Annotated in this window: 24 protein-coding genes; 12 read left to right on the forward strand and 12 right to left on the reverse strand. The window is 73.1% G+C overall.

Annotated features, from left to right (window positions below):
• Window positions 1–47: 47 nt before the first annotated feature.
• From Dvina_RS10820 to Dvina_RS10835, 4 genes are all read right to left on the reverse strand, one after another.
• Window positions 48–1,187, reverse strand: coding sequence for a DUF58 domain-containing protein (locus Dvina_RS10820; protein WP_223102317.1), 1,140 nt, complete (start codon window positions 1,185–1,187; stop codon window positions 48–50).
• Window positions 1,187–2,170, reverse strand: coding sequence for an AAA family ATPase (locus tag Dvina_RS10825; RefSeq protein WP_223105457.1), 984 nt, complete (start codon window positions 2,168–2,170; stop codon window positions 1,187–1,189). The genes Dvina_RS10820 and Dvina_RS10825 overlap by 1 nt, the downstream gene beginning before the upstream one ends.
• 24 nt (window positions 2,171–2,194) lie before the next feature.
• Window positions 2,195–4,807, reverse strand: coding sequence for a fibronectin type III domain-containing protein (locus Dvina_RS10830; RefSeq protein ID WP_246656146.1), 2,613 nt, complete (start codon window positions 4,805–4,807; stop codon window positions 2,195–2,197).
• A gap of 150 nt (window positions 4,808–4,957) precedes the next feature.
• Window positions 4,958–6,565, reverse strand: coding sequence for a hypothetical protein (locus Dvina_RS10835; protein WP_223102319.1), 1,608 nt, complete (start codon window positions 6,563–6,565; stop codon window positions 4,958–4,960).
• 129 nt (window positions 6,566–6,694) lie between these two features.
• On the opposite strand from Dvina_RS10835, the gene Dvina_RS10840 reads away from it, so the two are divergent.
• Entirely contained in the window at window positions 6,695–7,453 is a 759-nt protein-coding gene (locus Dvina_RS10840) for a TetR/AcrR family transcriptional regulator (RefSeq protein WP_223102320.1), read from the forward strand.
• Window positions 7,454–7,552: 99 nt separating this feature from the next.
• Here the strand turns inward: Dvina_RS10840 and Dvina_RS10845 are convergent, their stop codons facing one another.
• The 3 genes from Dvina_RS10845 to Dvina_RS10855 form a co-directional block, all read right to left on the reverse strand.
• Complete coding sequence (locus Dvina_RS10845) at window positions 7,553–8,143, reverse strand: TetR/AcrR family transcriptional regulator (RefSeq protein ID WP_223102321.1); 591 nt, start codon at window positions 8,141–8,143, stop codon at window positions 7,553–7,555.
• Window positions 8,144–8,251: 108 nt separating this feature from the next.
• Complete coding sequence (locus tag Dvina_RS10850; RefSeq protein WP_223102322.1) at window positions 8,252–9,121, reverse strand: helix-turn-helix domain-containing protein; 870 nt, start codon at window positions 9,119–9,121, stop codon at window positions 8,252–8,254.
• 52 nt (window positions 9,122–9,173) lie between these two features.
• On the reverse strand, window positions 9,174–9,614 hold the full coding sequence (locus Dvina_RS10855; RefSeq protein WP_223102323.1) for a hemerythrin domain-containing protein: 441 nt from the start codon (window positions 9,612–9,614) through the stop codon (window positions 9,174–9,176).
• Window positions 9,615–9,710: 96 nt separating this feature from the next.
• Here Dvina_RS10855 and Dvina_RS10860 point away from each other — a divergent pair, with 96 nt between their 5' ends.
• From Dvina_RS10860 to Dvina_RS10905, 10 genes are all read left to right on the forward strand, one after another.
• Entirely contained in the window at window positions 9,711–10,295 is a 585-nt protein-coding gene (locus Dvina_RS10860; protein WP_223102324.1) for an aldolase/citrate lyase family protein, read from the forward strand.
• 370 nt (window positions 10,296–10,665) lie between these two features.
• Complete coding sequence (locus Dvina_RS10865) at window positions 10,666–13,515, forward strand: sensor histidine kinase (RefSeq protein WP_223102325.1); 2,850 nt, start codon at window positions 10,666–10,668, stop codon at window positions 13,513–13,515.
• A gap of 57 nt (window positions 13,516–13,572) precedes the next feature.
• Window positions 13,573–13,965: a roadblock/LC7 domain-containing protein gene (locus Dvina_RS10870; RefSeq protein ID WP_223102326.1), complete on the forward strand. Its 393-nt coding sequence runs from the start codon at window positions 13,573–13,575 to the stop codon at window positions 13,963–13,965.
• A complete protein-coding gene (locus Dvina_RS10875) occupies window positions 13,962–14,540 on the forward strand; it encodes a GTP-binding protein (RefSeq protein ID WP_223102327.1) in 579 nt (192 codons plus the stop codon). Before Dvina_RS10870 ends, Dvina_RS10875 begins: the two co-directional genes overlap by 4 nt.
• Before the next feature lie 21 nt (window positions 14,541–14,561).
• On the forward strand, window positions 14,562–15,746 hold the full coding sequence (locus Dvina_RS10880; RefSeq protein ID WP_223102328.1) for an ABC transporter substrate-binding protein: 1,185 nt from the start codon (window positions 14,562–14,564) through the stop codon (window positions 15,744–15,746).
• A gap of 4 nt (window positions 15,747–15,750) precedes the next feature.
• The gene (locus tag Dvina_RS10885; protein WP_223102329.1) at window positions 15,751–16,617 is read left to right on the forward strand and encodes a branched-chain amino acid ABC transporter permease; all 867 of its coding nucleotides are present in this window, start codon (window positions 15,751–15,753) and stop codon (window positions 16,615–16,617) included.
• On the forward strand, window positions 16,614–17,624 hold the full coding sequence (locus Dvina_RS10890; RefSeq protein ID WP_223102330.1) for a branched-chain amino acid ABC transporter permease: 1,011 nt from the start codon (window positions 16,614–16,616) through the stop codon (window positions 17,622–17,624). Before Dvina_RS10885 ends, Dvina_RS10890 begins: the two co-directional genes overlap by 4 nt.
• Entirely contained in the window at window positions 17,621–18,322 is a 702-nt protein-coding gene (locus tag Dvina_RS10895) for an ABC transporter ATP-binding protein (protein ID WP_223102331.1), read from the forward strand. The genes Dvina_RS10890 and Dvina_RS10895 overlap by 4 nt, the downstream gene beginning before the upstream one ends.
• Window positions 18,319–19,017, forward strand: coding sequence for an ABC transporter ATP-binding protein (locus tag Dvina_RS10900; RefSeq protein ID WP_223102332.1), 699 nt, complete (start codon window positions 18,319–18,321; stop codon window positions 19,015–19,017). Before Dvina_RS10895 ends, Dvina_RS10900 begins: the two co-directional genes overlap by 4 nt.
• Window positions 19,018–19,103: 86 nt before the next feature.
• Window positions 19,104–19,793, forward strand: coding sequence for a hypothetical protein (locus tag Dvina_RS10905; protein WP_223102333.1), 690 nt, complete (start codon window positions 19,104–19,106; stop codon window positions 19,791–19,793).
• Between the two features lie 218 nt (window positions 19,794–20,011).
• Here the strand turns inward: Dvina_RS10905 and Dvina_RS10910 are convergent, their stop codons facing one another.
• The 4 genes from Dvina_RS10910 to Dvina_RS10925 form a co-directional block, all read right to left on the reverse strand.
• Window positions 20,012–20,971, reverse strand: a complete 960-nt coding sequence (locus Dvina_RS10910) for a DMT family transporter (protein WP_223102334.1) — start codon at window positions 20,969–20,971, stop codon at window positions 20,012–20,014.
• Window positions 20,968–21,816, reverse strand: a complete 849-nt coding sequence (locus Dvina_RS10915; RefSeq protein WP_223102335.1) for a helix-turn-helix domain-containing protein — start codon at window positions 21,814–21,816, stop codon at window positions 20,968–20,970. The genes Dvina_RS10910 and Dvina_RS10915 overlap by 4 nt, the downstream gene beginning before the upstream one ends.
• 127 nt (window positions 21,817–21,943) lie before the next feature.
• On the reverse strand, window positions 21,944–22,363 hold the full coding sequence (locus Dvina_RS10920) for a ChaB family protein (protein ID WP_223102336.1): 420 nt from the start codon (window positions 22,361–22,363) through the stop codon (window positions 21,944–21,946).
• 6 nt (window positions 22,364–22,369) lie between these two features.
• Window positions 22,370–23,047, reverse strand: a complete 678-nt coding sequence (locus Dvina_RS10925) for a hypothetical protein (RefSeq protein WP_223102337.1) — start codon at window positions 23,045–23,047, stop codon at window positions 22,370–22,372.
• Between the two features lie 154 nt (window positions 23,048–23,201).
• Between Dvina_RS10925 and Dvina_RS10930 the strand changes: the two genes are divergently transcribed.
• Window positions 23,202–23,555 (forward strand): DUF2795 domain-containing protein, encoded by a 354-nt coding sequence (locus Dvina_RS10930; protein ID WP_223102338.1) that lies wholly within the window; start codon window positions 23,202–23,204, stop codon window positions 23,553–23,555.
• A 435-nt stretch (window positions 23,556–23,990) separates the two neighbouring features.
• Here Dvina_RS10930 and Dvina_RS10935 read toward each other — a convergent pair whose 3' ends face one another.
• Window positions 23,991–24,566, reverse strand: a complete 576-nt coding sequence (locus Dvina_RS10935) for a PadR family transcriptional regulator (RefSeq protein WP_223102339.1) — start codon at window positions 24,564–24,566, stop codon at window positions 23,991–23,993.
• Between the last annotated feature and the right edge of the window lie 54 nt (window positions 24,567–24,620).

Here is a 24,620-nt window from a genome sequence, read left to right on the forward strand (position 1 = left end):
AGCGGTGCGCAAGGAGGCGGCGGTGCACAAGGAGGCGGCGGGGCTGCTCACCACACCTGCACCCCGTCCCAGGCGGCGGCGAACTCGGCGCCGTCGCGCACGGCCAGGACGACGATCCGCTCCAGCGCCGGCCGCGCCGGCCCGAACACCCCGGCCACAAGCGTCGGGTAGGCCGTGCGCAGCGTGCTGACCTGCGCAAGGTCCGGGTCCCCGGTGAGGTAGATCAGCGTGTCCCCGACCCGTTGGGTGCGCAGCTCCTCGATCGACCGGTCCGACGTCGCCGAAGCGCCCGCCTCGGACGAGCCCGGCCCGGACAGCTCCGACTCGGCCAGCAGATCGAGGTAGGCCCGCGCCGAGCGGTCCGCGGCCGAGCGGCCCGACAGCAGCCGCAGCACGATCGGCAGCTCATCGCGGAACGCGGCCATCACCAGCGAAGCCGCCGCCTCACACGCGGCCTCGAACAGGTCGGCGTCCGGGTACGACGAGCGGCGGTCGTCGAGCAGCACCGCCAGCCGCGGCAGCGACGTGTCCAGCTGCTCGCGCACCATCAGCTCGCCGACCTTCGCCGACGTCCGCCAGTGGACCCGGCGCAGTTCGTCGCCGACGACGTACTCCCGCAGCGTGTCGAAGGTGATAGTCCCGTGCGGCACGCGGTCGTCGCGCCCGTCCAGGGATCGGGTGATGCCCGTCGGCACGGCGGTGAGGCGGTGCACGCGCGGGTACACCCAGACCTGCGCCGTGCCGCCGTAGCCGCGGGCGAGGGTGATCAGGCCGAGCGGGTCGTGCCGCACCACGCGCAGCGGGCCGATGCCGACCACCCCGCGCCGATCGGTGGGCACCGGATACTGCGCGGTGGTCGATCCGCCGGCTTTCAGGCGCAGCAGTGGTACCGCCACGGACGCCGCCCCGCACCGGTCATGGGCGATGAGCGTGGCGCCCCGCAGCCGGCTCGTGTTGCCGACCTCCAGCGTCACCGTGCTGGATTCGCCGCGCATGACCCGGTCGGGGTCGACGCCGCGGGCGACCGTGAGCCGCGGCCGGAACCACACGTACCCGCCCGCGAACAGCAGCGCGGCGACGCACGCGGTGCCGAGGACGACGAGGTGGCGATACCCGAAGATGAGCCCGGCGGCGAGCAGGACCGCGGCCGCCGCGCCCAGCCCGGCCCCGCGTGCGGTGAGGCGCATCAGGCCGCGACGGGGGAGGGCACCGGCACCGCCTCGAGCACCTGGCGCACGACGTCGGCCGGGGCCACGCCGCGCACCTGGGCGTCGGGGGAGAGCAGGAGCCGGTGCGAGAACACCGGCTCGGCCAGGGCCTTGAGGTCCTCCGGCACCACGTATCCGCGGCCGTCCGTCAGCGCGTAGGCGCTCGCCGCCCGGGTCAGCGCGATGATGCCGCGCGGGCTGACGCCGACGCGGATCTGCGGATGCGCGCGCGTCGCGTTGCCGAGCTTGACCGCGTAGGCGAGCAGGGGGTCGGCGATGTGCGCGCGCCGGGCCAGCCGCACCAGATGGGCGACGGTGGCCGTGTCGGTGACCGGGTCGAGGGCCTCGGGGGAGCGGGTCACGGCGCCGCGCAGCACCTCGATCTCGACCGCCTCGGCCGGGTAGCCGACGGAGAGCTTCATGAGGAACCGGTCGAGCTGCGCCTCGGGCAGCCGGTAGGTGCCGTCCATCTCGATCGGGTTCTGGGTGGCGACGACCAGGAAGGGCCGGGGGACGCCGTGGCGGACGCCGTCCACTGTGACGTACCGCTCCTCCATGACCTCCAGCAGCGCCGACTGCGTCTTGGGCGAGGCCCGGTTGATCTCGTCGGCGATGACGATGTTGGCGAAGACCGGCCCGGGGTGAAACTCGAAGCCGCGGGTCGCCTGGTTGAAGATCGTCACGCCGGTGACGTCGGACGGCAGCAGGTCGGGCGTGAACTGGATGCGCCGCCACTGGCCCTGCACGCTTGCCGCGACGGCCCGGGCCAGCGTGGTCTTGCCGACGCCGGGCACGTCCTCGAGTAGGACGTGGCCCTCGGCCAGCAGCGCGGTCACGGTCAGCCGGACCACGTGCGGCTTGCCGAGCACGATCGACTCGATGTTGCGCGCGAGCCGGCCCACCAGCTCGGTGGCCGCGGCGACCTCCTCCGCGCTCGGTGGACCCTGGGGCGTCGACGTCACTTCAGCCGAGATCACGGTTCTCCATCAGCATTGCTTCAGCGGCCCCGTGCCGCCGGGCAGATCAAACCAGGCGTAGGGGATGTAGTTCTCGCCCTTGAACGCGATCTTGATCCACTGGGTGCTCTTCTTGCCGCCGTAGGGCTCGGCGTTGATGCTCGTGTTCGTGCTCGAGTTGGTCCAGCAGATCGCCGTGTACTGGTCGGGCGCATAGACGTCGCCGATGCCCGAGCCGCTCTGCGACGGGCCCGTGTACACCCAGATGCCGCCGTTCGACGCCCCGTGCCCGCAGTAGCTGGTCTTGGTGCACACCACGGTGCCCTTGTAGACGGGCGTGCTGACCGTGCCCGTGCCGCTGGCGGTCATGCCCGCACCGTTGGCGATGGTGACGGTGTAGTTGTAGGCGGTGTTGGGCCACAGCCCGTTCAGCGTCAGCGAGCCCGAGCAGGTGCCGGTGGTGCTGCCCGCGCCGGCCGCCTCCAGCTTGCACGTCCCCGGCGCCCCGCCGTCGGTGGCGGTGAAGCGCACGGTGATCGAGTTGAGCGCGGCGGTCGCGCCGGCCACCGTCATCTTCGGTGCGGCGAGCGTGGCGCCGGAGCCGGTGGCCGGCGCGCCCGGGCCCGCCTGGTTGACCGCGCGGAGCTGGATCGTGACCGCCTCGGCGTCCTTGAACCCGGCGAACTCGTGGGTAAGCGCGGTGCCGATGGTCTGCTTGGTGCCGTTGACGGTGGCCTCGTATCCGGTCAGCGGCGAGCCGTTGTCGGCCGGCGCCTTCCAGGTGGCGACCACGGTGCCGCGCTTGGTCGTCGACGCCTTCACGCTCAGCGCGCCCGGCGCACCCGGCTTGTTGAACGGCACCACCGACGGGCTCAGCGGCGACTGCGCCGAGCTGCCCCCGATGTCGTTGATCGCGGCGACCTTGAACGCGACCTGCGTGCCGTAGGGCAGCTCCCCGGCCGGCACCGAGAACTGCGGCTGGGCCGACTCGAACGTCTTGGACTCGCCGCTGCCGACGGTCGTGATGACGTACTTCGCGATCTTGTGCCCCTGGCCGTTCGCCGCCGGCCAGGTCAGCGCGACGGTGCCGTCGGGGTTGGCCACCGCCGCCACGCTCGGCGGCGCGTCGGGGACGTCCCGGGTCGGCGTGACCGGGTTCGCGGCCTTCTTCGGCCCGCTGCCCTTGGCATTCACCGCATAGACCGTGAACCTGTACTGCTGGCCGTTGGTGAGCCCCGCGATGTCGACGGCCCGCTGGCTGGCCCCCACCTCGTGCGGGGCCGCCCCGTCGCCCTCGACCACATACTTCGTGACCGCGCTGCCGTTCGGCGGCGCCGCGGTCCAGGTGATGCGGGCCGTCATGTTGCCGGCCACGGCGTTGACCCGGGCCGGCGCGCCGGGCGCGGTCACCGGCGGCTTGGTCTGCTGGGGCGGCGGCGGCGCGGGCGGCGCGTCACCGCCGAGCACGTCGTTGGCGTACTTGTCGACGGTCGTCACGTGGTTCTTCGCGTCCACGACCCGGGCCGTCGAGCCGCCGGGCGCGTTGATGAACATCCGGTCCTCGCGGACCTCGATCTCCAGGGGCTTGCCGCCGGCCTGGATGCGGATCGGCTCGAGGGCCTTGCCCTGGCCGTCGAGGACATACACGGTGCCGGTGGCGTCGTCGGCGCAGTAGAACCGGCCCGACCACGCGACGCAGGGCTGCAGCTTCGGGCTGTCGCCGGGCACCGTGAAGTCGCTCACCCGGTCGTTGTTGACCACGTAGACGTGGCTGCCGTCGATCACGGTGACCGGCACGTCGCCGCCGACCGTCCGGTCGGGTATCCCGCCCTCGCCGTCGAGCTTCAGCGGCACCTTCTTCACCGCGTCGCCGCGCAGGGTGGTCAGCGTCGTGGTGGTCTTGTCGAGCACGGCCACGCCGGAGTCCAGAATGGACAGTGCCAGGTCGTGGTTCGGCTCGGCCACGCCGATCGTCTTCACCTTGGCCGGGCTGCCGGTGAACCCGCCGCCCTGGCCCCCGGGGTTCGGGCTGGCCCCGGCTCCGGCCCCGCCGGCCGGGGCGGTGGTCGTGAGCTTCGCCGCGTCGATGCCGACGACGGTGCCCTCGGACGGGACCAGCAGCCACAGCCGGCCGTTGTCGTCGAACGTGCCCGCGGAGATGTTCGGCGGGAAGCTCAGCGTCTCCCCGACCGGCAGGAGCGTCATCGGGTCGAGCTGGCGGACCTGGCCCTGCACGGTGTCGATGATGAACGCGGTGTCGTCGTGCACCGCGACGACCACGCCGATGCCGGGTGTCGCCTGGGTGGTGGCGCCGAGGGTGAGGCTGGACAGGTCCAGGACGCTCACCTTGCCGGTGTTGACGTCCCGGAGGATCACGAATCGGTCACTCTGTGTGACTTGCATCGTGTGGCCCTGCGCGTCGGTGATCTTCGTGCGGGTGTCCACCTTGCCGGTGACGCCGTTGACCCGGGCGACCTCGCCCTTGTCGGCGCTCCACAGCCAGGCGCTCACGTCGAAGCTCGCCACGGCATGGTTGGCCGCGCCGGTGCCCCACAGCGTCAGGCCCAGCACCGCGACAAGTGCGACGATCGTCCCGCCCGTGATCAGCGCGCCGGTGCGACCCGACCGCAGGTTCCATGACATGGGCTTAGTCATCACATCCGTGCCGTCCGACCGCAACGACCGTCGGCTTCTGGCATCTCGTCACCTTTCCGGCCCCCTCCGGCAAACCGCGGCTCATCATATTCCCGTCGATGTGTGCCGGATACCCGCTCACGGAGCGTGGTTGTTGCACTATTTGCGCTTCGTGCACGCGAGGTCCGAGAGTTGCACGTCCGCGGTGCCGTAGACGGCGGCGACGCTGAAGCAGTAGTCGAGCTTGGCGTTGAGGCCGTTGATGGTGTACTTCGTGGTGCCCGCCGGAAGCCCCTGGAGCTGGCGCATCGCGCCGTCGGTGCCGCCGGCCACGATGAACGGCACGGTGCCCTTGCTCGGGTCCGTCCAGGTCAGCGTGACGCTCGTCCGGTCGTCCTTGAGCTGCAGGTTTCCGGGCGCCCGGGCGTTACCCGGCGCGGCCGCGCCACCCGTGGTCGCCGCGGCCGATGCCGGCGCGGGGTCGTGCGCGGCCACGGACCCGGCCGGCCCGGCGCCCGGCTCGTCCCGGCCGGCCGAGACGAACGCCACCGCCGCCGCGATCCCGCCACCGAGCACCGCGACGATCACGATGACCAGGACCGCGATCATCGGCGACCACCGCCGCCGCTCCTCCGATTCACCCGGATGCCGGACGTCGCCCGCCGGCCGGTAGTCACCCGCCCGCTGGTATTCACCCGGCCGCTCGTATGCACCCGCTCGCCGGTAGTCGCCGGCCCCCCGGTCGTCCTCCACCGGCCGGTACTCGTCCGGACGCCCGTAGTCGTCGTACCGCGGCCGGTCCCCCCACGGCGGTCCGGAGACGGGCTGCTCGGGCCAGGGCGGCGCGGAGGCGGGCTGCTGTTCGGGCCAGGGCGGCGCGGAGGCGGGCTGCTGTTCGGGCCAGGGCGGCGCGGACGCGGGCGGCTGCTGCGACCATGGCGACCCGGAGGAGGGCGGCTGCCCGGGCCGCGGAGGTCCGGACGCGGGCGGCGGCCCGGACGCCGGCTGCGCGGGCCACGTCGGACCCGGCGCGGGCGGGTGGGGCGCGGGCGGATGGCCGGCTCGCTGCCACGGCGCGGGCTGATAGTCGTCCTCGTCCTCGGCGGCCTCGCCGTACGCCGACCCGCCGTACGCTGAGCCGCCGGAGGACGGGGCGTCGTACGCGGCCTCGTGGTGTGCGGCTTCGTCGGTTGCGGGCCGCGGCGGCGGGGGTGGGTGCTCCTTGCGCGGGGCCGGGCGGAAGATGGGGCGGTCGTCCACGGGCGCGCGGGGTGCCGGTGGGGTCAGCGGCTCGAAGGTGACAGGCGGGGGCGGCGGCACCGGGGCGTCGCCCTCCGGCTCGGGCAGGCCCAGGTAGTCCCGGGCCGCGCGCACGCTCGGATGGCCCTCGCCGAGCGCCTGCGGGCCGAGCTTCACGACCAGGTTGTAGCGCCGCTTGGCCTCGAACACGTTGCCGAGCTCGCCGGCCACCCGGGCCAGCTCGAACGAGAGCGCCAGCATGACGGCGTGGCCGTCGCCCAGCCGCTGGTAGCCGGCCGCGAGCCCCTCCTCGAGCACCCGCCGCGCGTCGTTGAGCTCGCCGATCTCGGCGTGGTACTTCGCGAGCTGCACGGTCGCCGTCAACACGTCGGGATCGTCGCTGCCGGCGCGGGCCGCGGCGTCGTCCACGGCGCGGTCGAGCAGGATCAGGGCGCCCCGTTTGTCGCCCTGTGCGGCAATCGCGCGGGCTCCTTGCACGGCGTTGGCCAGCTGGGCGGACGTCGACACGCGGATACTGTGCCCTGTCGCGGTGCCCGTCCGCCACCCGGCGAGGGGCGCGGGGGCCCGACCGGGGCGGCCGCGGAATCCTGATGGGTGAATCCGGCCCCGTTTGGCGGTCCGAACGATACTTGTCACATGGCGACCGATTCAGTGGACGCGGTCCCGAGTGCCCGGTCGCTCGGCCAGCTGCCCGGCGCCCGCGAGGGCCGCGACCCCAGGCGGGCGATCAAGCGCGGCCCGAGCCGGGTGCCGCCGGAGGTCATCGCGGCCAACCAGCGCGAGCGGCTGTACGACGCGCTGGTGCACACGGTCGCCGAGAAGGGCTACGCGAACGCGACGGTCAGCGACATCTGCCGCGCCGCCGGGGTGACCCGCCCCGCCTTCTACGCCCTGTTCGCGGGCAAGGACGACGCGCTGATCGCCACGTACCGGCACGGCACGGGCCTGCTGTTCAAGATCATGGAGGACGCGTACCGGGCCGAGCCGACCTGGCGGGCGGGAACGCGGGCCGCGCTGCGGGTGCTGCTGCACGTCCTGGCCGAGCTGCCGGCGTTCGCCACCACGGCCGTGGTCGAGATCGACGCGGCCGGACCGCACGGGCGCGAGGAGCGGGCCCGCATGCTGCGCCGGTTCGACCGCTTCTTCGCCGACGCGCCCCGGGCGGCCGACCTGCCGATGCCGGAGGAGCTGGTCGAGACCATCGTCGGCGGCATCTACGCCACGGTGTACCGCTATGTCGCCAGCGGCCGCGTGGAGCAGCTCCCGTCGCTGCTGCCGACCATCGCGTACTTCACGCTCGTACCGTTCGTCGGCCGGGAGGAAGCCGCATTGGAGCTGGAGCCGCCGGCGCTTCCGGGACCGGCGAAACCCGCGGAGTGCCGAATCGCGCCGTGATCCAAATGCGATTCACCCGGTTTGTACGGATCGAGGCGGTCGCATTCCTTCCTTATTACTCCGGTCATCGCCGACGCCTACCTCAATCGCGGTGATCGGCTACTCAAATGACCTTTCGGCGGACCCCTCCGGTCGAAGTGCCGCCACCAGCTGTACCGCACCCTCGCATGCTTCGTCGAACGCGTCCTGCGATCCGGCTGCCCGGGCGAGCACGTAGCCACCCTGCACGACCGCCACGACCGCCGCCGCCACGGCCGCCGGATCGGCACCGCGCCGCAGCTCCCCGGACGACTGCCCGTCGGCCACGATCGCCGCCAGCCGCCCGCGCAGCCAGGCGAACGTCTCCTCGACCGGCGCCCGCAGTGCCGGATCGGCGAGCACCTCCGCGTCGGCCGCGTGCCGCCCGACCGGGCATCCGCGCAGCGCGTCGCGCTCCCGCCGCAGGTATGCCGTCATCCGCTCGACCGCCCCGCCGCCGCTGCCGAGCACGCCCTCGGCCCGCTCCCGCTCGGCCGCCGCGGTGGCTGCGAGCGCCGCGGCGGCGAGCTCGGCCTTGCCGGCGAAGTGGTGGTACATCGAGCCCTGCCCGGCCCCGGCCCGCTCCTGGATCGCCTTGGGACTCGTCCCGCCGTAGCCGCGCTCCCACAGCAGCTCCTGTGCACTCGCCACCAGCCGCTCCCGGGCGCTCATGCCGGCCAGCGTACCCATGGGCGCCTACGCGTACCCCTATCGAGCTAAGCACCGTCTCGATCGGGTGAACCGCACGTGCCACATTGCCGGCGCGGTGCGGCGGCGGGCTCAGGCCGTGCGCGGCGTCAGGCGACCGGGCAGGGCGGAGCGCTGGTGCGGCACGCGCGGTGCGGGGGAGCGGTGCAGGGCGGCCCGGAAATTGCCCGGTGACTGGCCGGTCTCGCGGGCGAAGAAACGGCCGAAGTTGGTCGGCTCCTCGAAGCCCAGCCGCCGCCCCACATCGGCCACCGGCAGGTCGCTGACGGCCAGGACGCGCTTGGCCTCCAGGGCCACCCGCTCGTCGATGAGCTGCTTCGCGCTGCGCCCCGTCACCGCCAGGCTGGCCCGGGTCAGGGTGCGCACCGAGCACCGCAGCTGCTCCGCGTAGTCCTCGACCCGCCGGTGGCGCACCTCGCGCTCGAGCTCCCGGCGCAGCTGGCCGATGAGCAGGTCGGCCGGGCTGCGCCGCGGCACCGGGGCGAGGGCGGAGATGCGCATGAGCAGGACGGCGACCGAGTGCGCGATCAGGGTCGTGCCGAACGACGTGCCGCCGAAGCGGACCTGGTCGACGCCGATCTGCGCGATCTCGGCGACGATCGCGTCCTCGTCCTCGCCGGCGGGCTGCCAGCACGCGGGTGCGAACGGGTCGGCCAGCAGCTCCGGCAGCGGCAGCTCGGGCAGGATGGCCGGTGAGAACGTCAGCACCGTGGCGTCGAAGCCGGCCTGGCCGCCGAACTGGTGGACCTGGCCCGGCCGGCCCCACAGGAGCGTGCCGGGCCGGCAGGCGTACGTCACGAAGTCGAGCGTGTGCGTGCCCTGCCCGGCGGTGACCAGGACGATGACGTGGTTGCTGGTCTGCACGGCCGAGTGACCCAGGGGCAGGTCGCTGAGACGCGCCGCGCCGACGGGGTCACCGGTAAGGCCGCCGAAACTGACCATGACCTGCCCGATCGTACCGAAGGCCGGCCAATCGGCAACCAGGGCACGGCTTTCACACCCGGATGCCGGCCACCGCGAGCTCGGCCGCGCGGACCTCCTCGAACGCCGCGCCCAGCTCGTCGAGCCGCTGCGGCGACAGCGCCTCGCGCAGCTCGGGCAGCAGCACGGTCTCCTCGTGCTCGACGTGGTGGCGCACGGCCGCGATGAACTCCTCGAGCTTGTCCTCGAAGTCCGGCCCCTCGGGCGAGATGCGCTGGAGGTCGTGCAGCAGCCGCTCGGCCTCGTGGTGCTCATCGGCGCCGTGGTGCGCCTCGTCGGCCGAGGGCAGGTGCGGGTACACCCGCTGCTCCTCGGCGTGGCTGTGTGCGGTCAGGCGGGCGGCGCACTCGTCCAGCAGCAGCTGGCGGTCCCCGTCCGCGTCGCGCAGGCGGTCGAAGAGTTGCTCCATCATCCGGTGGTCGGTCGTGATCAGCGTGACGGCGTCGGAAGCCATGTCTCCTCCTTGGTTCGTCCTTCCCACGGTCGCGCGTGCGGCCCCGATGCCGCGGCCGAATGGCCGAAACCGGTCCGGCCCCCGAAGATCTAGGGCATGGTTTCGTACCTGTTCGTCGCCGGTGCCCAGCCTGCCGCTCTGCTCGACGGGCCACCGGCCGGGCCCGGCGGCTGGGTGCGGCTCCCGGCGGGCGAGGCCGGCCTGCGCGCGGCGAAGGCCGCGGTGGTGCCCGGCATCGCGGGAGTGTGCGCGTCGGCGGCGGGCTCGGCGTCGGAGCTGGCCGCCCTCGGCGCCGCTCTGGCCGAGGCCGAGGAGGCGACCGGCCGGGCGATCGGTGAGGTCGCGGTCATCCCGGTGCTGGAGACGGCGGCCGGGGTCCTGGCCGCGGCCGAGCTGGCCCGGGCGCCCCGGGTGGCCCGGCTGCTGCTCGCCGAGGCCGCGCTGGTGCGGGAGCTGCGCCTGCGGCCGGGCCCGGACGAGCGGGAGCTGCTGTGGCTGCGGTCGATGGTGGTGACGGCGAGCGCCGCGGCCGGGGTGGGGGCGCCCCTGGCGGACGTCTGCCCCGATCCCGGCGGGTTCGGCGAGTCCTGCGCGGCGCTGGCCCGGCTCGGGTTCGGCGGGCGGGTCTGCGCGGACGGCGATCAGCTGGAGCTTGCCGCCGGGATCTTTGCCTACGCATGAACATTGTCGGTTAATCATATTTTCTCGCGACAATGAGTCACGGTACGTATTGTCGACAATGCATTCTGTCACCATTGCGGCAGGGTAAAGTAAACATCACACAGGGGTTGCTCATATCGGAAGACATCAGTCGGAAATCGGTCCGGTCCAGCCGTTTGGGTCCGTACGGGTTGACGTCCCGACGGCGAACGGATGATGCGGATACAGGCGATCGTCGTTCGATCACGTACGTCGGTATTGACACGGATCGGCCGCTCTGTGATTGTGCACAACGTCGATGCGACAGCCGGGGGATTGGGCCACTTGCCCTGCTCGGCGCGGTCTGCGTTCGACGCGCATTGTCAATCTCGGATGCCTGCGGGGACTTTTCGTGACCCAAAGCCAGAGCTCGCTGCCCGTGCCCGCCCAACGGCAGGGTCGCGACCCGCGGCAGAGCCCCGAGCGTCGGCCTACCCGTCATACCGCCGCCCTCGCCCGCCGCGATCAGACGCTGCCTCCGGGCCGCGGCGGTGACGAGCGGCGCTCCGGGCAGCGGGCGGGCCGCCGCATCGTCGACCAGCTCCGCCTCATCGTCGCGGTCCCCCTCGTCGCCGTCGTCGTCTTCGCCGGTGTCGCCTTCTTCTCCACCGTGCAGGAGGTGAACCAGGCCCGGACGCTGCAGGACCTCTCCGCCCTGGCCACCGACGCCGGCGGCCTGGCCCACGCCCTGCAGCGCGAACGGGCCGCGGCCGTCAACGTCGTCCTGCGCAACGAGGCGACCCAGCAGGACGCGTTCCAGCAGCAGGTGCTGCTGACCGACGACGCCGTGCACAAGTACGGCACCCAGCGCAACAACCTCGCCGGCGGCGGGGACTCGGAGACGCTCGACCGGATCGACCAGGGCCTCGGCTCGCTGTCGAAGCTGCGCGACCAGGTCCGCAACGGCAAGCAGGCATCGGTCTCCGCCGTCGCGTTCTCCTACCGGATCATGATCGCCGACCTCCTGGACTACCGGGAGTCGGTGGCCCGCTCCGGCGCGCCGACCGACCTGGCCGACGAGATCCGCGCCGCCGCCGCCCTCGCCCGCGCCGCCGAGGCGGTCGGGCAGCAGCAGGCGGCCGTGCTGCGCGGTATCGCCGCGGGCGAGCTGACCCCGGCGCTGCAGCAGGAGATCACCGCCACCCGCACGAGCTTCACGGAGCAGTCGGTCGCGTTCAACGCCCTCGCGCCCGTCGAGTGGCGGACCTGGTACGAGCAGGCCGGCATGGGCGACCAGGTCGTCGCCGCCCAGCGCCAGCAGGACCAGGTCGGCCGCACGCAGCCGGGCACCCGGATCAACCTCGACTCGGCCGCCTGGATCAACGCGATGTCCGGCTACGAGGGCCTGCTGTACCAGGTGGAGCAGCAGGTCGACGAGAGCATCGAGCAGTCCGTCGCGGTCGTCCATGACGACCAGATGACCCGGGCCGCCCTGCAGACCGCGGGCGTGGTGGTCGTGCTGCTGGTCGCCATCGTGCTCACCGGTTTCGTCGCCCGGCGCCTGACCCGGCGGCTGCGGTACCTCCAGGACGCGGCCCGGACCGTCGCCTACGACCAGCTGCCCTCGGTCGTGGCCGAGCTGCGGGCCGCCGCGCCCGGCACCGTCGATCCGGACGAGGTCGCCGACCGCGCGTCCTCGACACTTGTGGTGTCCGGCTCCGACGAGGTCGCCGACGTGGCCCAGGCGTTCCGGGCCGTCCACCGCGAGGCGGTCAAGATCGCTGGTGAGCAGGCCGTCATGCGGTCGAACGTCGCCGAGATCTTCGTCCACCTGTCCCGCCGCGAGCAGCGACTGGTCGACGCGGTGCTGGCCCAGGTCGACCGGGTCGAGCGCGACGAGACCGACCCGGACCGGCTGCAGGAGCTCTACCAGCTCGACCACCTGGCCACCCGGATGGCCCGGATCAACCTGAGCCTCCTGGTGCTCGGTGGCTCCGGCGCCGCCCGTGTCCGCCGCGAGGACGCGCCGCTGGGCAAGGTCCTGCAGGCCGCCATCTCCCAGATCGAGCACTACGTGCGGGTCCGCTTCGGCAGCGTCGACGACGACGTGGCAGTCGTCGCCGAGGCCGTCGACGAGATCGTGCACCTGCTGGCCGAGCTGCTGGACAACGCGACCGGCTACTCGCCGCCGGAGTCCGAGGTGTGGGTCACCGCCCGCGGCCTCGGCGACCGGGTCATCGTCCAGATCGTCGACACCGGCGTGGGCCTCTCCCCGGCTCGGCGCGAGCAGCTCAACGAACTGCTGGCCCGGCCGCCGGCGATCGACATCGCCGCCGTGCGCGCCATGGGTCTGACGGTGGTCGGGCACATCGCCGCCCGGTACAACATCGGCGTGGCGCTGCGCCCCGGCCAGCACACGGGCACGCTCGCCGAGATCATCATCCCCAAGGAGGTCTTCCGCCCGATCATGGCATCGGAGCGGGGACCGCAGCTGACCTCGGCCACCGCCGGGTCCCCCGAGTCCAACGGGAACGGCTCGCGCCCCGGCGGCGGTGGCGGCGACCTGTTCACCCCGCAGCCGCGCTCCGAGCCGAGCCTGTTCGAGGTGCCGACCCAGGCCCAGCAGTGGGCGACCCAGGAGCTCGCGCCGATCAACTCCTCGGCCGCGACCCAGGTGTTCCAGGCCCCGGACTACGACGCCCCGTACGACCCGGCGCCGTACGAGGCCGCGGCCGGCAGTCAGGCCGCCGCCGCGTACCCGCCGGCCGCCCAGTCGTCGTCGTACGCCCAGCCGGCCCCGCCCGGGCCCGGCATGTGGCCGCCGCTGCCGGAGCCCGAGGTCCCGTCGATCCTGGCCTCGGCCGAGGACGAGGCGATGGAGCTGCCGATCTTCAAGTCGGTGAGCGGCTGGTTCCACGTGGAGTCCCCGCCCGACCTGGAGCCCGAGGCCGCCCGGCCCGTCGCCGAGCCGGTGATGGCGACGGCCGGTGCCCCGGCCGAGCCGAAGAACTGGGAGTCCTCCGCCGACACCGGCTGGCGGGCGGCCCAGGAGGCGGCGACGCCCCAGGTCAGCGCGACGACGTCGGCGGGTCTTCCGGTCCGGGCGGCCGGGCGGCACCTGGTGCCCGGCGCGGCCGAGTCCACACAGCAGCGTCCGGGCAAGCCGGTGGAGACCGGCACGCCCAAGCGGGACCCCTCGCGGGTGGCCGCGGCGATGTCGGCATACGCACGAGGCGTCGCAAACCGACGCCCGCAAGGCTGATCGGCTCCGGGGGGAACCGTTGGGATGTATATGCAACAGCTGGAGAGGACCACTTCTGTGACCGACCCGAGTAATCTCGGTTGGCTGCTGGATAGCTTCGCGAGCCGCACCCCCGACGTCAGCCATGCGCTGGCGATCTCCACCGACGGTCTCGTGCTGGCCCACACCCGGGCCCTGCCCCGGGACCGGGCCGACCAGCTCGCCGCCACCGGCAGTGGTCTCGTCGCGCTCCTGGCCGGCGCGGCCCGCTTCTTCGACGCCGGCCAGGTCATCTCCAACGTGACCCAGCTCGACGGCGGCTTCATGTTCTGCATGGCGTTCAGCGACGGCGCATCGATGCTGGTGCTCGCCTCGCCCAACGCCGACGTCGGCAAGGTCTCCTACGAGATGACCGAGCTTGCCAACCGGATCGGCGATGCGCTGACGCCCGCGATTCGGGGCCAGATGTGACCGATCCGCATCGGCGGGGGCGCCCCACCGCCGTCAAGATCATCATCGCGGGCGGCTTCGGTGCGGGCAAGACCACGCTCGTCGGCGCGATCTCCGAGATCCCGCCGGTGACGACCGAAGCCGTCATGACCGCCGCCAGCCTCGCGCACGACGACGCGTCGCTGGTGCCGGACAAGGGCAGCACCACGGTGGCGATGGACTTCGGCCGCATCACGCTGTACCAGGATCTGGTCCTGTACCTCTTCGGTACGCCCGGCCAGAAGCGCTTCTGGTTCATGTGGGACGAGCTGTGCCGCGGCGCCATCGGCGCGGTCGTCATCGCCGACACCCGGCGGCTGGCCGACTGCTTCGGCGCCATCGACTACTTCGAGAACCGACGCCTGCCCTACGTCGTCGCTGTCAACAACTTCGACGGTGCAGCGCGCTACCACCTCGAGGACATCAGGGACGCACTCGCTGTGCACCGCAGCGTCCCGATGCTCGACGCCGACGTGCGGTCACGGTCGTCGGCCAAGGAAATCCTCGTCGCCGTGACCGAGCACGCCCTGGCGCAGCGCGCCGGCGTACGCCGCTAGAAACCCCCCTCAAGGAGAGTCATGTTCCCCCGACGATTGGTCAGCATCGCGCTGGCCACCGGCCTGGTGCTTGCGGGCGCCGGATGCGCCAAGGACGACGCGAAGTCGGACAGTGCCGGCGCGGCGTCCACCCTGAAGATCGGCTTCCTCGGCTCGCTGACCGGCACCTACCAGGCCGTCGGCACCGACCTGAAGAACGGCTTCGAGCTCTACCTGAGCCTGCACGGCAACAAGCTCGGCGGTCACCCGATCGACCTGAAGGTGGCCGACGAGGGCGACGGCGCGCAGACCGCGGTCCCGGCCGCGACGAAGCTCGTCAAGGAGGACCAGGTCATCGCCCTGACCGGCATCGTCGGCGGTGGCTCCGTGGCGGCCGTGGCGCCGCTGCTGAGCCAGGCGAAGATCCCGCTGATCGGCTCCAACGGCCGCCCCGAGCTCAAGGACCTCAACGGGGTGTGGACGACGAGCTTCATGTCCTCGGACCCGGGCCAGTCGGTGGCGCAGTACATCAAGGACAAGGTCAACGGCCCGGTCTTCGCGATCGGCCCGGACTACCAGGGTGGCTACGACGAGGTCGGCGGCTTCACCACCGAGTTCGCCAAGATCGGCGGCCAGCTCGCCAACACCGGCGGCAAGACGCTGTGGACGCCGTTCCCGCAGACCACGAACTTCCTGCCGTACTTCAGCCAGATCAAGTCCAGCGGCGCGAAGGCCGTCTACACCTTCTACGCCGGTAAGGCCGCCATCGACTTCGTGAAGCAGTACAAGCAGTCCGACATCAAGGACGTGCCGCTCTACGGCGCCTTCCTGACCGAGGGCTCGGTGCTGCAGGCCGAGGGCGACGCCGCCAAGGACGTCTTCACCACCTGCAACTACTCGCCCGACCTCGACAACGAGGAGAACCGCAAGTTCGTCGCCGCGTGGCGTCAGAAGTTCCCCGACGCGACCCCGACCACGTACGCCGTCGCGTCCTACGACGCCGCCGCCGTGCTCGACCGGGCCATCGCCGCGGCCGGCAGCAACGTGACCTCGGAGACGATCAACGAGCAGGTCGGCAAGCTCGGCCAGATCTCCAGCCCGCGCGGTCAGTGGCAGTTCGGCAAGAACCACGCGCCGGTGCAGAAGTGGTACCTCCGGCAGGTCCGCAACGACGGCCGCGCGCTGGCGAACACGCTGGTGCAGGACCTCGCGACGGTCGGCCAGTAGTCAGTTGGACGCGTACCTGATCCCGGCGGTCGACGGCGTGGCCTATGGGCTGCTGCTGTTCGTCGTCGCCGCCGGGCTCACCCTCGCCTTCGGCGTCGGTGATGTGCTCAACCTCGCGCACGGGACGCTGTTCGCGTTCGGTGCGTACGCCGCCGCGAAGATCAGCGATGGCAGCTGGGGCTCACTCGCGCTCGCGGTGCTTGTCGGCACCGCGGCCGCGGGCCTCGGCGGCGCCCTGCTCTCCGCGCTGCTCGTGCCGCTCGCCAACCGCGGCCACCTCGCCCAGGCGCTGCTCACGTTCGGCGTGGCGCTCGTGGCCGGCGACCGGCTGACGGCCCTGTTCGGCAAGGACGACCTGCCGATCGCGGTGCCGCCGGTGCTCGACCGGTCGATGGACCTGTTCGGGCACAGCTACCCCCGCTACCGCCTGGCCCTGATCCTCGTCGCCGCGCTCATCGCGGCCGGGCTCGGCCTGGTCGTCACGCGGTCCCGGGCCGGCAACTTCGTGCGCGCCACCGTCGACGACCGGGACATGGTCGCCATGCTCGGCGTCTCGCCGTTCACGGTGCGCACCAGCGTCCTGGCCGGCGCGGGCGCGCTGGCCGGTCTGGCCGGTGCGCTCGGCGCCCCGATCATCGGCGCCGGCCCGCGCACCGCCGACCAGGTGCTGCTGCTCTCGCTCGTCGTCGTGGTGCTCGGCGGCATGGGCTCCATCGCCGGTGCCCTCGTCGCGGCCATCGCGGTCGGCGAGATCCAGAACATCATCGCGCCGCAGTGGCCGGCCGTCGCCCCCTTCGCGCTGTTCGGCGCGATGGCGCTCGCCCTGGCCGCCCGGGCCCGCGGCCTGCTGCCCTCGGGACGCACGGCATGAGGCTGCTGCGCTACCTGCTGACGATCGCCGTCCTCGGCCTGCTCGTCTCGTTCGCGTGGACCCTCGACCGGTACGCCACCGGCATGTTGACGCGCATGCTCATCATCGGCCTGCTCGCGGTGAGCGTCGCCCTGCTCACGGGCGTCGCCGGGCTGCCGACGCTGGGCCAGACCGCGCCGTTCCTGGTCGGCGCCTACACGACCGCGATCATGGTCACCCACGACATCACCGTGGGCCTCTGGCATCTGCTGGCCTCCGCCGGTACAGGCGCCGCATTTGCCCTTGTCACCGCACCACTTGTCGTCTACGCCCGCGGTGTCGTCGTCCTGATGATCACGCTGGCGCTGGGCGAGCTGACGTCGACCATCGCGGGCCAGTGGAAGTCGCTGACGCACGGCACCGACGGGCTCACGAGCTTCGCCGACATCCAGCCGCTGCCGGGCCTCGTCGACCTCGACACGGACGCGTCGAGGTACCTCTACACGCTCGCCGTCGTCGGCGTCCTCGTCGCCGTGGTCCTGCTCGTGCTGCGCTCACCGGCCGGCGCGCTGCTGCGGGCCACCCGCGACGACGCCCGGCGCATGCGGGCCAGCGGCCACCCGGTCGCCGGCTACCTCACCGTCGCCTACGTCGCCGCGGGCGCCCTGGCCGGCGTGGCGGGGGCGCTGCTGTTCACCGTGCAGTCGTACGTCTCGCCCGGCGACGGCGGCTTCGACGTCGCCGCGCTGATCCTGCTCGCGGTCGTCATCGGCGGCGCGACGTCGATGGTCGGCGCGCTTGTCGGCGCGGGCCTGGTGGTCGGCACGCGGGACTGGATCGCCGAGGCCGGGCACGCCCCGCTGCTGCTGGGCCTGCTGTTCATCGCGTGCGTGTACCTGCTGCCGAACGGCCTGCTGGGCGAGCACGCGGCGTTGTCGTCCCTGGGCCGGTTGGGCCGCCGCCGCCCGCCGCCGCGGATTCCCGCGCAGCGCGGCCCGCTCCCGTCGGAGCAGGAGGTGGCCCGATGATCCTGCGGGTCGAGAACCTGGGCCGCCGCTACGGCGACCTGGCCGCCCTGGACGGCGTCGCGCTGCAGCTGCGGCCGGGGGAGCGCCGGGCCCTGATCGGCCCGAACGGCGCCGGCAAGTCGACGCTGCTCAACCTCGTCGCCGGCGCCCAGCGCCCAACCACGGGCCGGATCCACTTCAACGACCGCGACGTGACGCGCATCGGCCCCGCCCGCCGGGCCCGGCTCGGCATCGGCCGCACCCACCAGCACCCCGCGGTGTACCCGACCCTCACGGCCATGGACAACGTCCTGGTCGGGGCCCGGCGCCCGTGGGGCCGGCTGCGCCCGAACGCCCGCGAGTATCTGGCCACCGTCGGCCTCGCCGACGTCGCCGGCGTGCGGGCCGGGAGCCTCTCCCACGGCCAGCGCCGCCAGCTCGAGCTCGCGATGGCCCTGGCCGGCGAGCCCGCGCTCCTGCTGCTCGACGAGCCCGCCGCGGGCCTGGCCCCGCCGGAGGTCGAGCTGCTGGCCGGGCTGCTGGCCACCATGCCGAAGACGGTCGCGGTCCTGCTCGTCGAGCACCACCTCGACCTCGTCTACGGCTTCGCCGACAACGTGACGGTCCTGCACTCGGGCCGCCACGTGCACACCGGCACCGTCGCCGAGACCAGGCGCTCGCCGGAGGTCAAGGCCGCCTACGCGGGGGTGACACCATGACGCTCACCGTCGAGGACGTGCATTCGGGCTACGGCGGCGGCACCGTGCTGCACGGCGTCGGCCTCGCGATCCCCACCGGCACCGCCCTGGCCGTCCTCGGCCGCAACGGCGCCGGCAAGACCACGCTCGTCCACACGATCTGCGGCCTCATCAAGCCCAGGGCCGGCCGGATCGCCCTGGACGGCCTCGAGCTCGCCGGTCGTCCGGCCCACCGGGTCGCCCGGGCCGGGATCGCGCTCGTACCGCAGGGCCGCCGCGTGTTCGCCAGTCTCACGGTCGCCGAGCACCTGGCCCTCTCCCGCCGCCGCGGCGAGTGGACGGTGCCCCGCGTCCTGCAGCTGCTGCCCCGTCTCCAGGAGCGCCTGCGCAACCGCGGCAACCAGCTCTCCGGCGGCGAGGCCCAGATGCTCGCCATCGCCCGGGCCCTGCTGACCCAGCCGAAGGTCCTCCTGCTCGACGAGCCGTGCGAGGGCCTCGCCGTCGACCTGGCCGACCGGGTCCGCGCGGTCGTCGCCGAACTGGCCCGCGGCGGCCTGACGGTCCTGCTTGTCGAGCAGCAGCCGGAGCACGCCCTGGCGGTGGCCGACCGGGTGGCCCTCCTGGCCGACGGCATGGTCGCCGCCACCCACACCGCCGCGGAGCTGCGCGCCGACCCGTCCCTGACCGACCGCGTCCTGAGCGTCGCCAGCCACTGACCGGGCGCGGCTGCGCCGGTCACGATCGGCAGGACGGCGGCTGTCGTGCCCTCGACGGCGACCGGCCCGGCCACGGACAGGGCGAGGTGCGCGAATGCGGAGGCCAGCCCGCGCAGCGCGCCGATCGGGTCGCCGCCCGCCGTCCACGCCTCGACCCGCAGCCCGGCAATCCGCAGCGTTTCCAGCTGCGGCAGGATCGGCGCCTCCGCGAGGGTGCGCAGGACGTCGAGGTCGGTCGCGTCGAACTCGCTGCGGCCGAGATCGAGGTGGCGCAGCCGCGGGAAGGCGGCCGGGGTGAGCTCCTCGAGCTGCTCGGGCGGGCAGGCGGTGCCGAAGACGTCCGGGCCGATCTCCAGGCGCAGCGTGACGAGGCTCGGTGCCCGCGTCGGGAAGACCGCCCCGTCGGCCCGGAGCGCTCCGCGCAGCCGCAGTTCGGTGAGGGAGTCGCTGTCGATGTCGTCGAACAGCAGGCCGCCCTCGGCGGTCAGCTCCCGCAGGCCCGGGAGCGCCTCCCACAGCCCGTTGGCCGCGTCACCGACGAACCCCTTGTGCAGCCGGCCGAGCGGATCGAACGTGCCGCCGGTCGACGTGCGCTGATGCTCGAAGAGGTATTGGAAGTCGTGCCCGAAGTACAGGACGGCAAGCTGCTCGTGAGCGGTGGCGACGAGCGCCTCGGCGGCCCGGCGCGCGGAGTGGTGGAAGTCGGTGAGGTGCAGCTCCAGGCTTCGCAGCGCACCCGCCGCCGGATCGCCGAGCAGCGCCTCGATCAGCGCTGACTCCCACTGCTCCGCATCCCCGGCATCGGCTCCGAGCCGCTGCACGAGCGCCCCGCGGTCGGCGGCCGTGTCCGGGTCCAGCCGGAACACGGCCCGCTCCAGCCGCTCACCGGACCACGTCATCCGCCAGGAGCCGTCGGCCCGCAGCTCGTCGAAGATCGTCACCGCCGCATCGTAGGCACCGGCTTCCCGGCGGTCGGCCCGGGCCAGAAGACGTGTCAATGCGACGGCTCCGCCGCACGGGGCGGTTCGACGCCGGCGCCGGCGTCGGCGGCCTGCCCGGTGGCGACCGGCTCCGCCCGCTCGGCGACGGGGGCGGGGGCCCGGCGGCGGGTGGACAGGACCGAGCCGGCCAGGATGAGGGCGAACGCGGCGCCGGTCAGCCAGGTCACCGACTCGCCGAGCACGAGGAAGCCGAGCACCACCGCCACCGCCGGGTTCACGAACGTGATGACGGTGGCCCGCACCCCGCCCACCTCCGCGATGAGCGCGAAGAACAGCACGAACGCCAGGGCCGTGCAGATCACCGCGAGCCCCAGCGCGGCCAGGGCCGGCCCGGGCGTCACGTGCCGGGCCAGGCTCGGCAGCCGCGGCACCGCCACGGGCGCGAACAGCGCCGCGCCCACGACAAGCGAGGCGGCGGCGACCCCGTAGCGCGGTACATCCGAAAGCCAGCGCTCGATGATGAGCGGCCCGGTCGCGTAGCACACGACGACCCCGCCCAGTTCGAGCAGCGCCACCGGCCCGCCACCGCCCGCGTGGAAGCCCAGCAGCAGCGCGACGCCGGCGAACCCGGCGAGCAGCCCGGCGACCCGGCCCGCGGTGAGCCGCTCGGCCCGGTCGGTGACGCGGGCGACGACGGCCGCGACGAGCGGCGTGCCGGCGATGACAAGCCCCGTGAACGAGCTGTCCACGTGCCGCTCGGCGTCGGAGAGCAGCAGCCACGGCAGCCCGATCTCGACGATCGTGTATGCCAGCAGCGGCAGCCACGGCCGCACCGACGCCCGCAACTCCCGGCGGGCCAGCGCGATCGGCAGCAGCAGGACGGCCCCGAGCGCGGTCCGCACGAACACCAGCTCGGCCGGCCCGATCTCGCGGACCGCGACCTTGATCAGCAGGTAGGGAACGCCCCACACGACACACATGGCGCCGAACAGGAGCCAGCCACGACGACTCATGCCCCCGATTCCACGCCCGCCCGCGGCCCGCGGTCTTGAACGCTCTTGCGGAATGCCGCCGGTGTGACGCCCGTGACCCGCTTGAACCACCGCGTCAGGTGCGCCTGGTCGGCGAAGCCCACGGCCCCGGCGACCTCGGCCGGTGTCCGCCCGGCGGCCAGCAGGCGCCGCGCGTGGCACACCCGCTCCAGCACGAGCCAGGCGTGCGGCGGGAAGCCCGTCGCTTCACGAAAGACCCTGATCATGTGGTACTGCGACAGCTCCACCCCCGCCGCCAGCTCCCGCAGGCTCGGCGCACACCGCAGGTCGGCCAGCAGCCGATCGCGGATCGCATCCACCTTCCGCACGGCCGCGGCGTCCCTGGCCCGCAGGGCGCCCTCGGCCACCCGCCGCTCCCCGTGCCGCCCGATCACCGCCGCGAACGCCCACACCAGCCGCGACTGCCCCGCGAGCGGATCGACGCCGGCGGTCAGCTCCTCGTGCGCGGCCCGGACCAGCCGCACACTGCGCGGATCGGTGACGACGGGCTCGCGGAAGTGGGTGGGCTCGGGGTGCCCGTCGAAGAGCAGGGCGGCGCTGGGGTACAGCACCCGGTAGGCCCACCCCTCAGGCCGCCCGGCCATGCCGTCGTGCGGCTCGCCGGGCTCGAGGATCGCGAGGCTCCCGACCCCGGCCCGCCGTAGCGCGCCCCGGTAGTGGAACTGCTCCTCGCCGCAGGTGACCACACCGATCGCGAACGTGGCGTGGCTGTGCCGGGCGAACTGATGCCGCCGATAACTGGCCGTCAGCAGGTCGAGCGCGAACCGCCCGGCACCCACCCGGGTCCACTCCGCCGACTCCGCCATACTGCGAACGTAGCGCGCGCCGGCCTCGACAAGTGACCGGCCGGCCCGCCGACGACCCGGGCACGCGAAATGCCGGACCGGTCCGAGTGTCGACCGATCCGGCAGTGCGAGCGTGCTGAGCGCCGTGCTACCCGCGGGCGCGGGCGGTTTCCCGGCGGTTGGCCTTCACCAGCGCCTCGACCAGCTGCGCCTTCGTCATGCGCGAGCGGCCGCGGATGTCCAGGCGCCGCGCCAGGTCCAGCAGGTGCTGTTTCGAGGCGTTGGCGTCCACGCCCTCGGCGGTGTCCCGCGGCCGGTTGCGCGCCGCGGGTCCGCGCTGGGCCGCCTGAGCGTCGCTCGGGCCGGCCTCGTCCTTCGGCTCCCAGTGATCGCCGACCTTCTCGTACGTGTGCTTCAGCGCCGAGAATGCCGTGCGGTGCGCGCGCTCGCCGTCGCCGTAATGCTCGGCGGCCGAGTCATGGGTCTTCTGCCACGTCGCCTGCGCGTGCTTGTCGGAGCGCTGCAGGGTCGAGGGCAGGTCATTCTCGCGCGGCTTGCGGGGAGCCATCCGGGATCACCAGTCCTTCATCCAGGGGAACTGCGCGTCCAGCCAGGTGTTGAGCCGGGCGACCTGGTCGACGTCGGTGTCGAGCCAGCTGACCTGACCGGTCAGGGCGAGGATGCCGAACACGACGGCGGTACCGCTGATCAGTACACCGAGCGTCCCGAGCCCACGGCCGGCCACGTTGGGCCGCACGCCGGCGATGATGCCGCCGAACGAGAACAGCAGCCCGAGCGCGCCGACGGGAATCGCCCACGTGGCGAGCAGGCCGGTCAGCGCGATAGCCACGCCCGCGACACCCAGGATGACACCGAGCGCGGCGAGCATGCTCACCCGCGCGGGGGCCTGGCGGACGGGCACGGGCTCCGGCGTGGTGACCGGCTCCGGTACCGTCACCGGCTCCCGGTCGATCGTCGGGCGCATCGCCGGCTTCTCGGTCTCGCGGTCCATGACCCCGACGGCGGGAATGGTCCCCGTGGTCTTCGCCTCGGCCCGGTCGTCGACGCCGTCGCCGTCCTTGTCGTGCCGGCTCTTGAGACGCCAGGTGCGGGTCTCGCTCGCGGCCTCGGCCCGGTCGTCCACCCCGTCGTGGTTACGGTCGACGGTGGGACTCTCGGCGCGGTCGTCGACCCCGTCGCCGTCCCGGTCGGTCGCGCTGCGACCGCCGAAGAGCTGCCCGATGCGTGCCACTGTGCTCTCACCTCCAGGTAAGCGCCCGGCCGGTCACCGTGGGGTGCGGAGTCCGGAACGAATCGGGCGGATGAGAACCGGCTACCCAAGCGCGCCGGTTCTCAATCGGGGGTGAGGCCGTTTCGGGGGATTTCGCCCGGGTAGCTACACATTCATGGAGCGAGGAAACACGAAGCACGGAGTCGCGCTCGACGACCGGCTCCGGCGCGAAGCCGAATACGAGGTCCGCCAGGTCGACCCGGAGGGCGAGGGGGACCGCTCGGGCGGCGCACCGTTCGGCATGACCCCTGACGATGTCGAAGCCAGAAGCAATCTCGGCCGGTACATCCCCAAGTCCAGCCTCCCCGGAGACCGCGACGACCTGATCGCCGGGGCCACGGAGCTGGACGCGCCCGACGAGGTGCTCGACGCCTTGGAGGCCCTGCCACCGGCGACGCAGTTCGAGACGGTCAACCAGGTGTGGGCCGCACTGGGCGGCCGGAACGAGGATCCGGCCCACCGGCCGTAGCCGCCTGGGCCGGTTCCCGCGCCGGCGCCGGAGCCGATCCGGTGGGCGGCGGCGGGTCGGGGCGGACAGTCCACCAGCGCACGGCGAAGCCCCCTATCGCAAGAGCCGGTCGATCCCCGGGGCCCGCACGCCCCGGGGATCGCGTCCATGTGTGTTGCGGCTGCGCTGCGAGCGCCGACGACGGTCGTGCGCCACCTCGGCGCGACCGGCTCTCGGTGCGGTCGTGTGCCCGTCCGGACGATCTCGGCAGGCCGCGGCGCCGGGGAGTCCCGTGCTGCGGCCGCACCGGCGTCGTCTTCCCGGCACCGGCCCACATTGCGCTGCGGGACGGCCCGGGCCGCGGGACGGCCCGGCCGCAGGACGCGCCCGCTGTCGTCGGCTGTCAGTCAGCTGTGGTCGGCTGCCAGTCAACTGCCAGTCGGCTGTCGTCGGCTGTCAGTCGGCGAGGATGGCGTACAGCTTGCGCCGGGTCTCGGTGAGCACCTCGAGCGCCTGGGCCCGCTGCTCCGGCGTCCCGTTGAAGCCCACCTGCCGCAGCGCGTCCATGATCCCGAACGCCGCGTCGCGGAACTCCTGCGCCTGCGAGACGTTCTCATCGCCGTACTCCTGCCACGGCGCGTTCTGCGCCGCCGCCTCCGCCTCGGGCCGCCCCGTGTCGGTGAGCACGAACCGCTTGCGGCCCCCGCTCTCCTCGGCGACGATCAGCCCTTCGTCCTCGAGCATCTGCAGCGTGGGGTACACCGACCCCGGACTCGGCCGCCAGATGCCGCCGGTGCGCTGCTCGAGCTCCTGGATCATCTCGTACCCGTGCATGGGCCGCTCATGGAGCAGCGCGAGCACCGCGTTGCGTACGTTCGGCCGACCCCCACGGGCCCGCCCCCGACCATGCCCGTGGTGCCCCCGGCCACCCCAGCCACCACCGCGTCCGCCCTCGGGCGGGAACGGCGGGATGAAGCTGCCGAAGCCGCGCTGCCAGGCCCCGGTGTCAAAAAATCCGTGTCGCGACCTCATGTCGCATCCCCCATTTCGTGGATCGCCGCCACCGCTTGGCGGCTCATCGTCTTC

Source organism: Dactylosporangium vinaceum (genome assembly GCF_019904175.1).
GTDB classification, from domain to species: Bacteria; Actinomycetota; Actinomycetes; order Mycobacteriales; family Micromonosporaceae; genus Dactylosporangium; species Dactylosporangium vinaceum.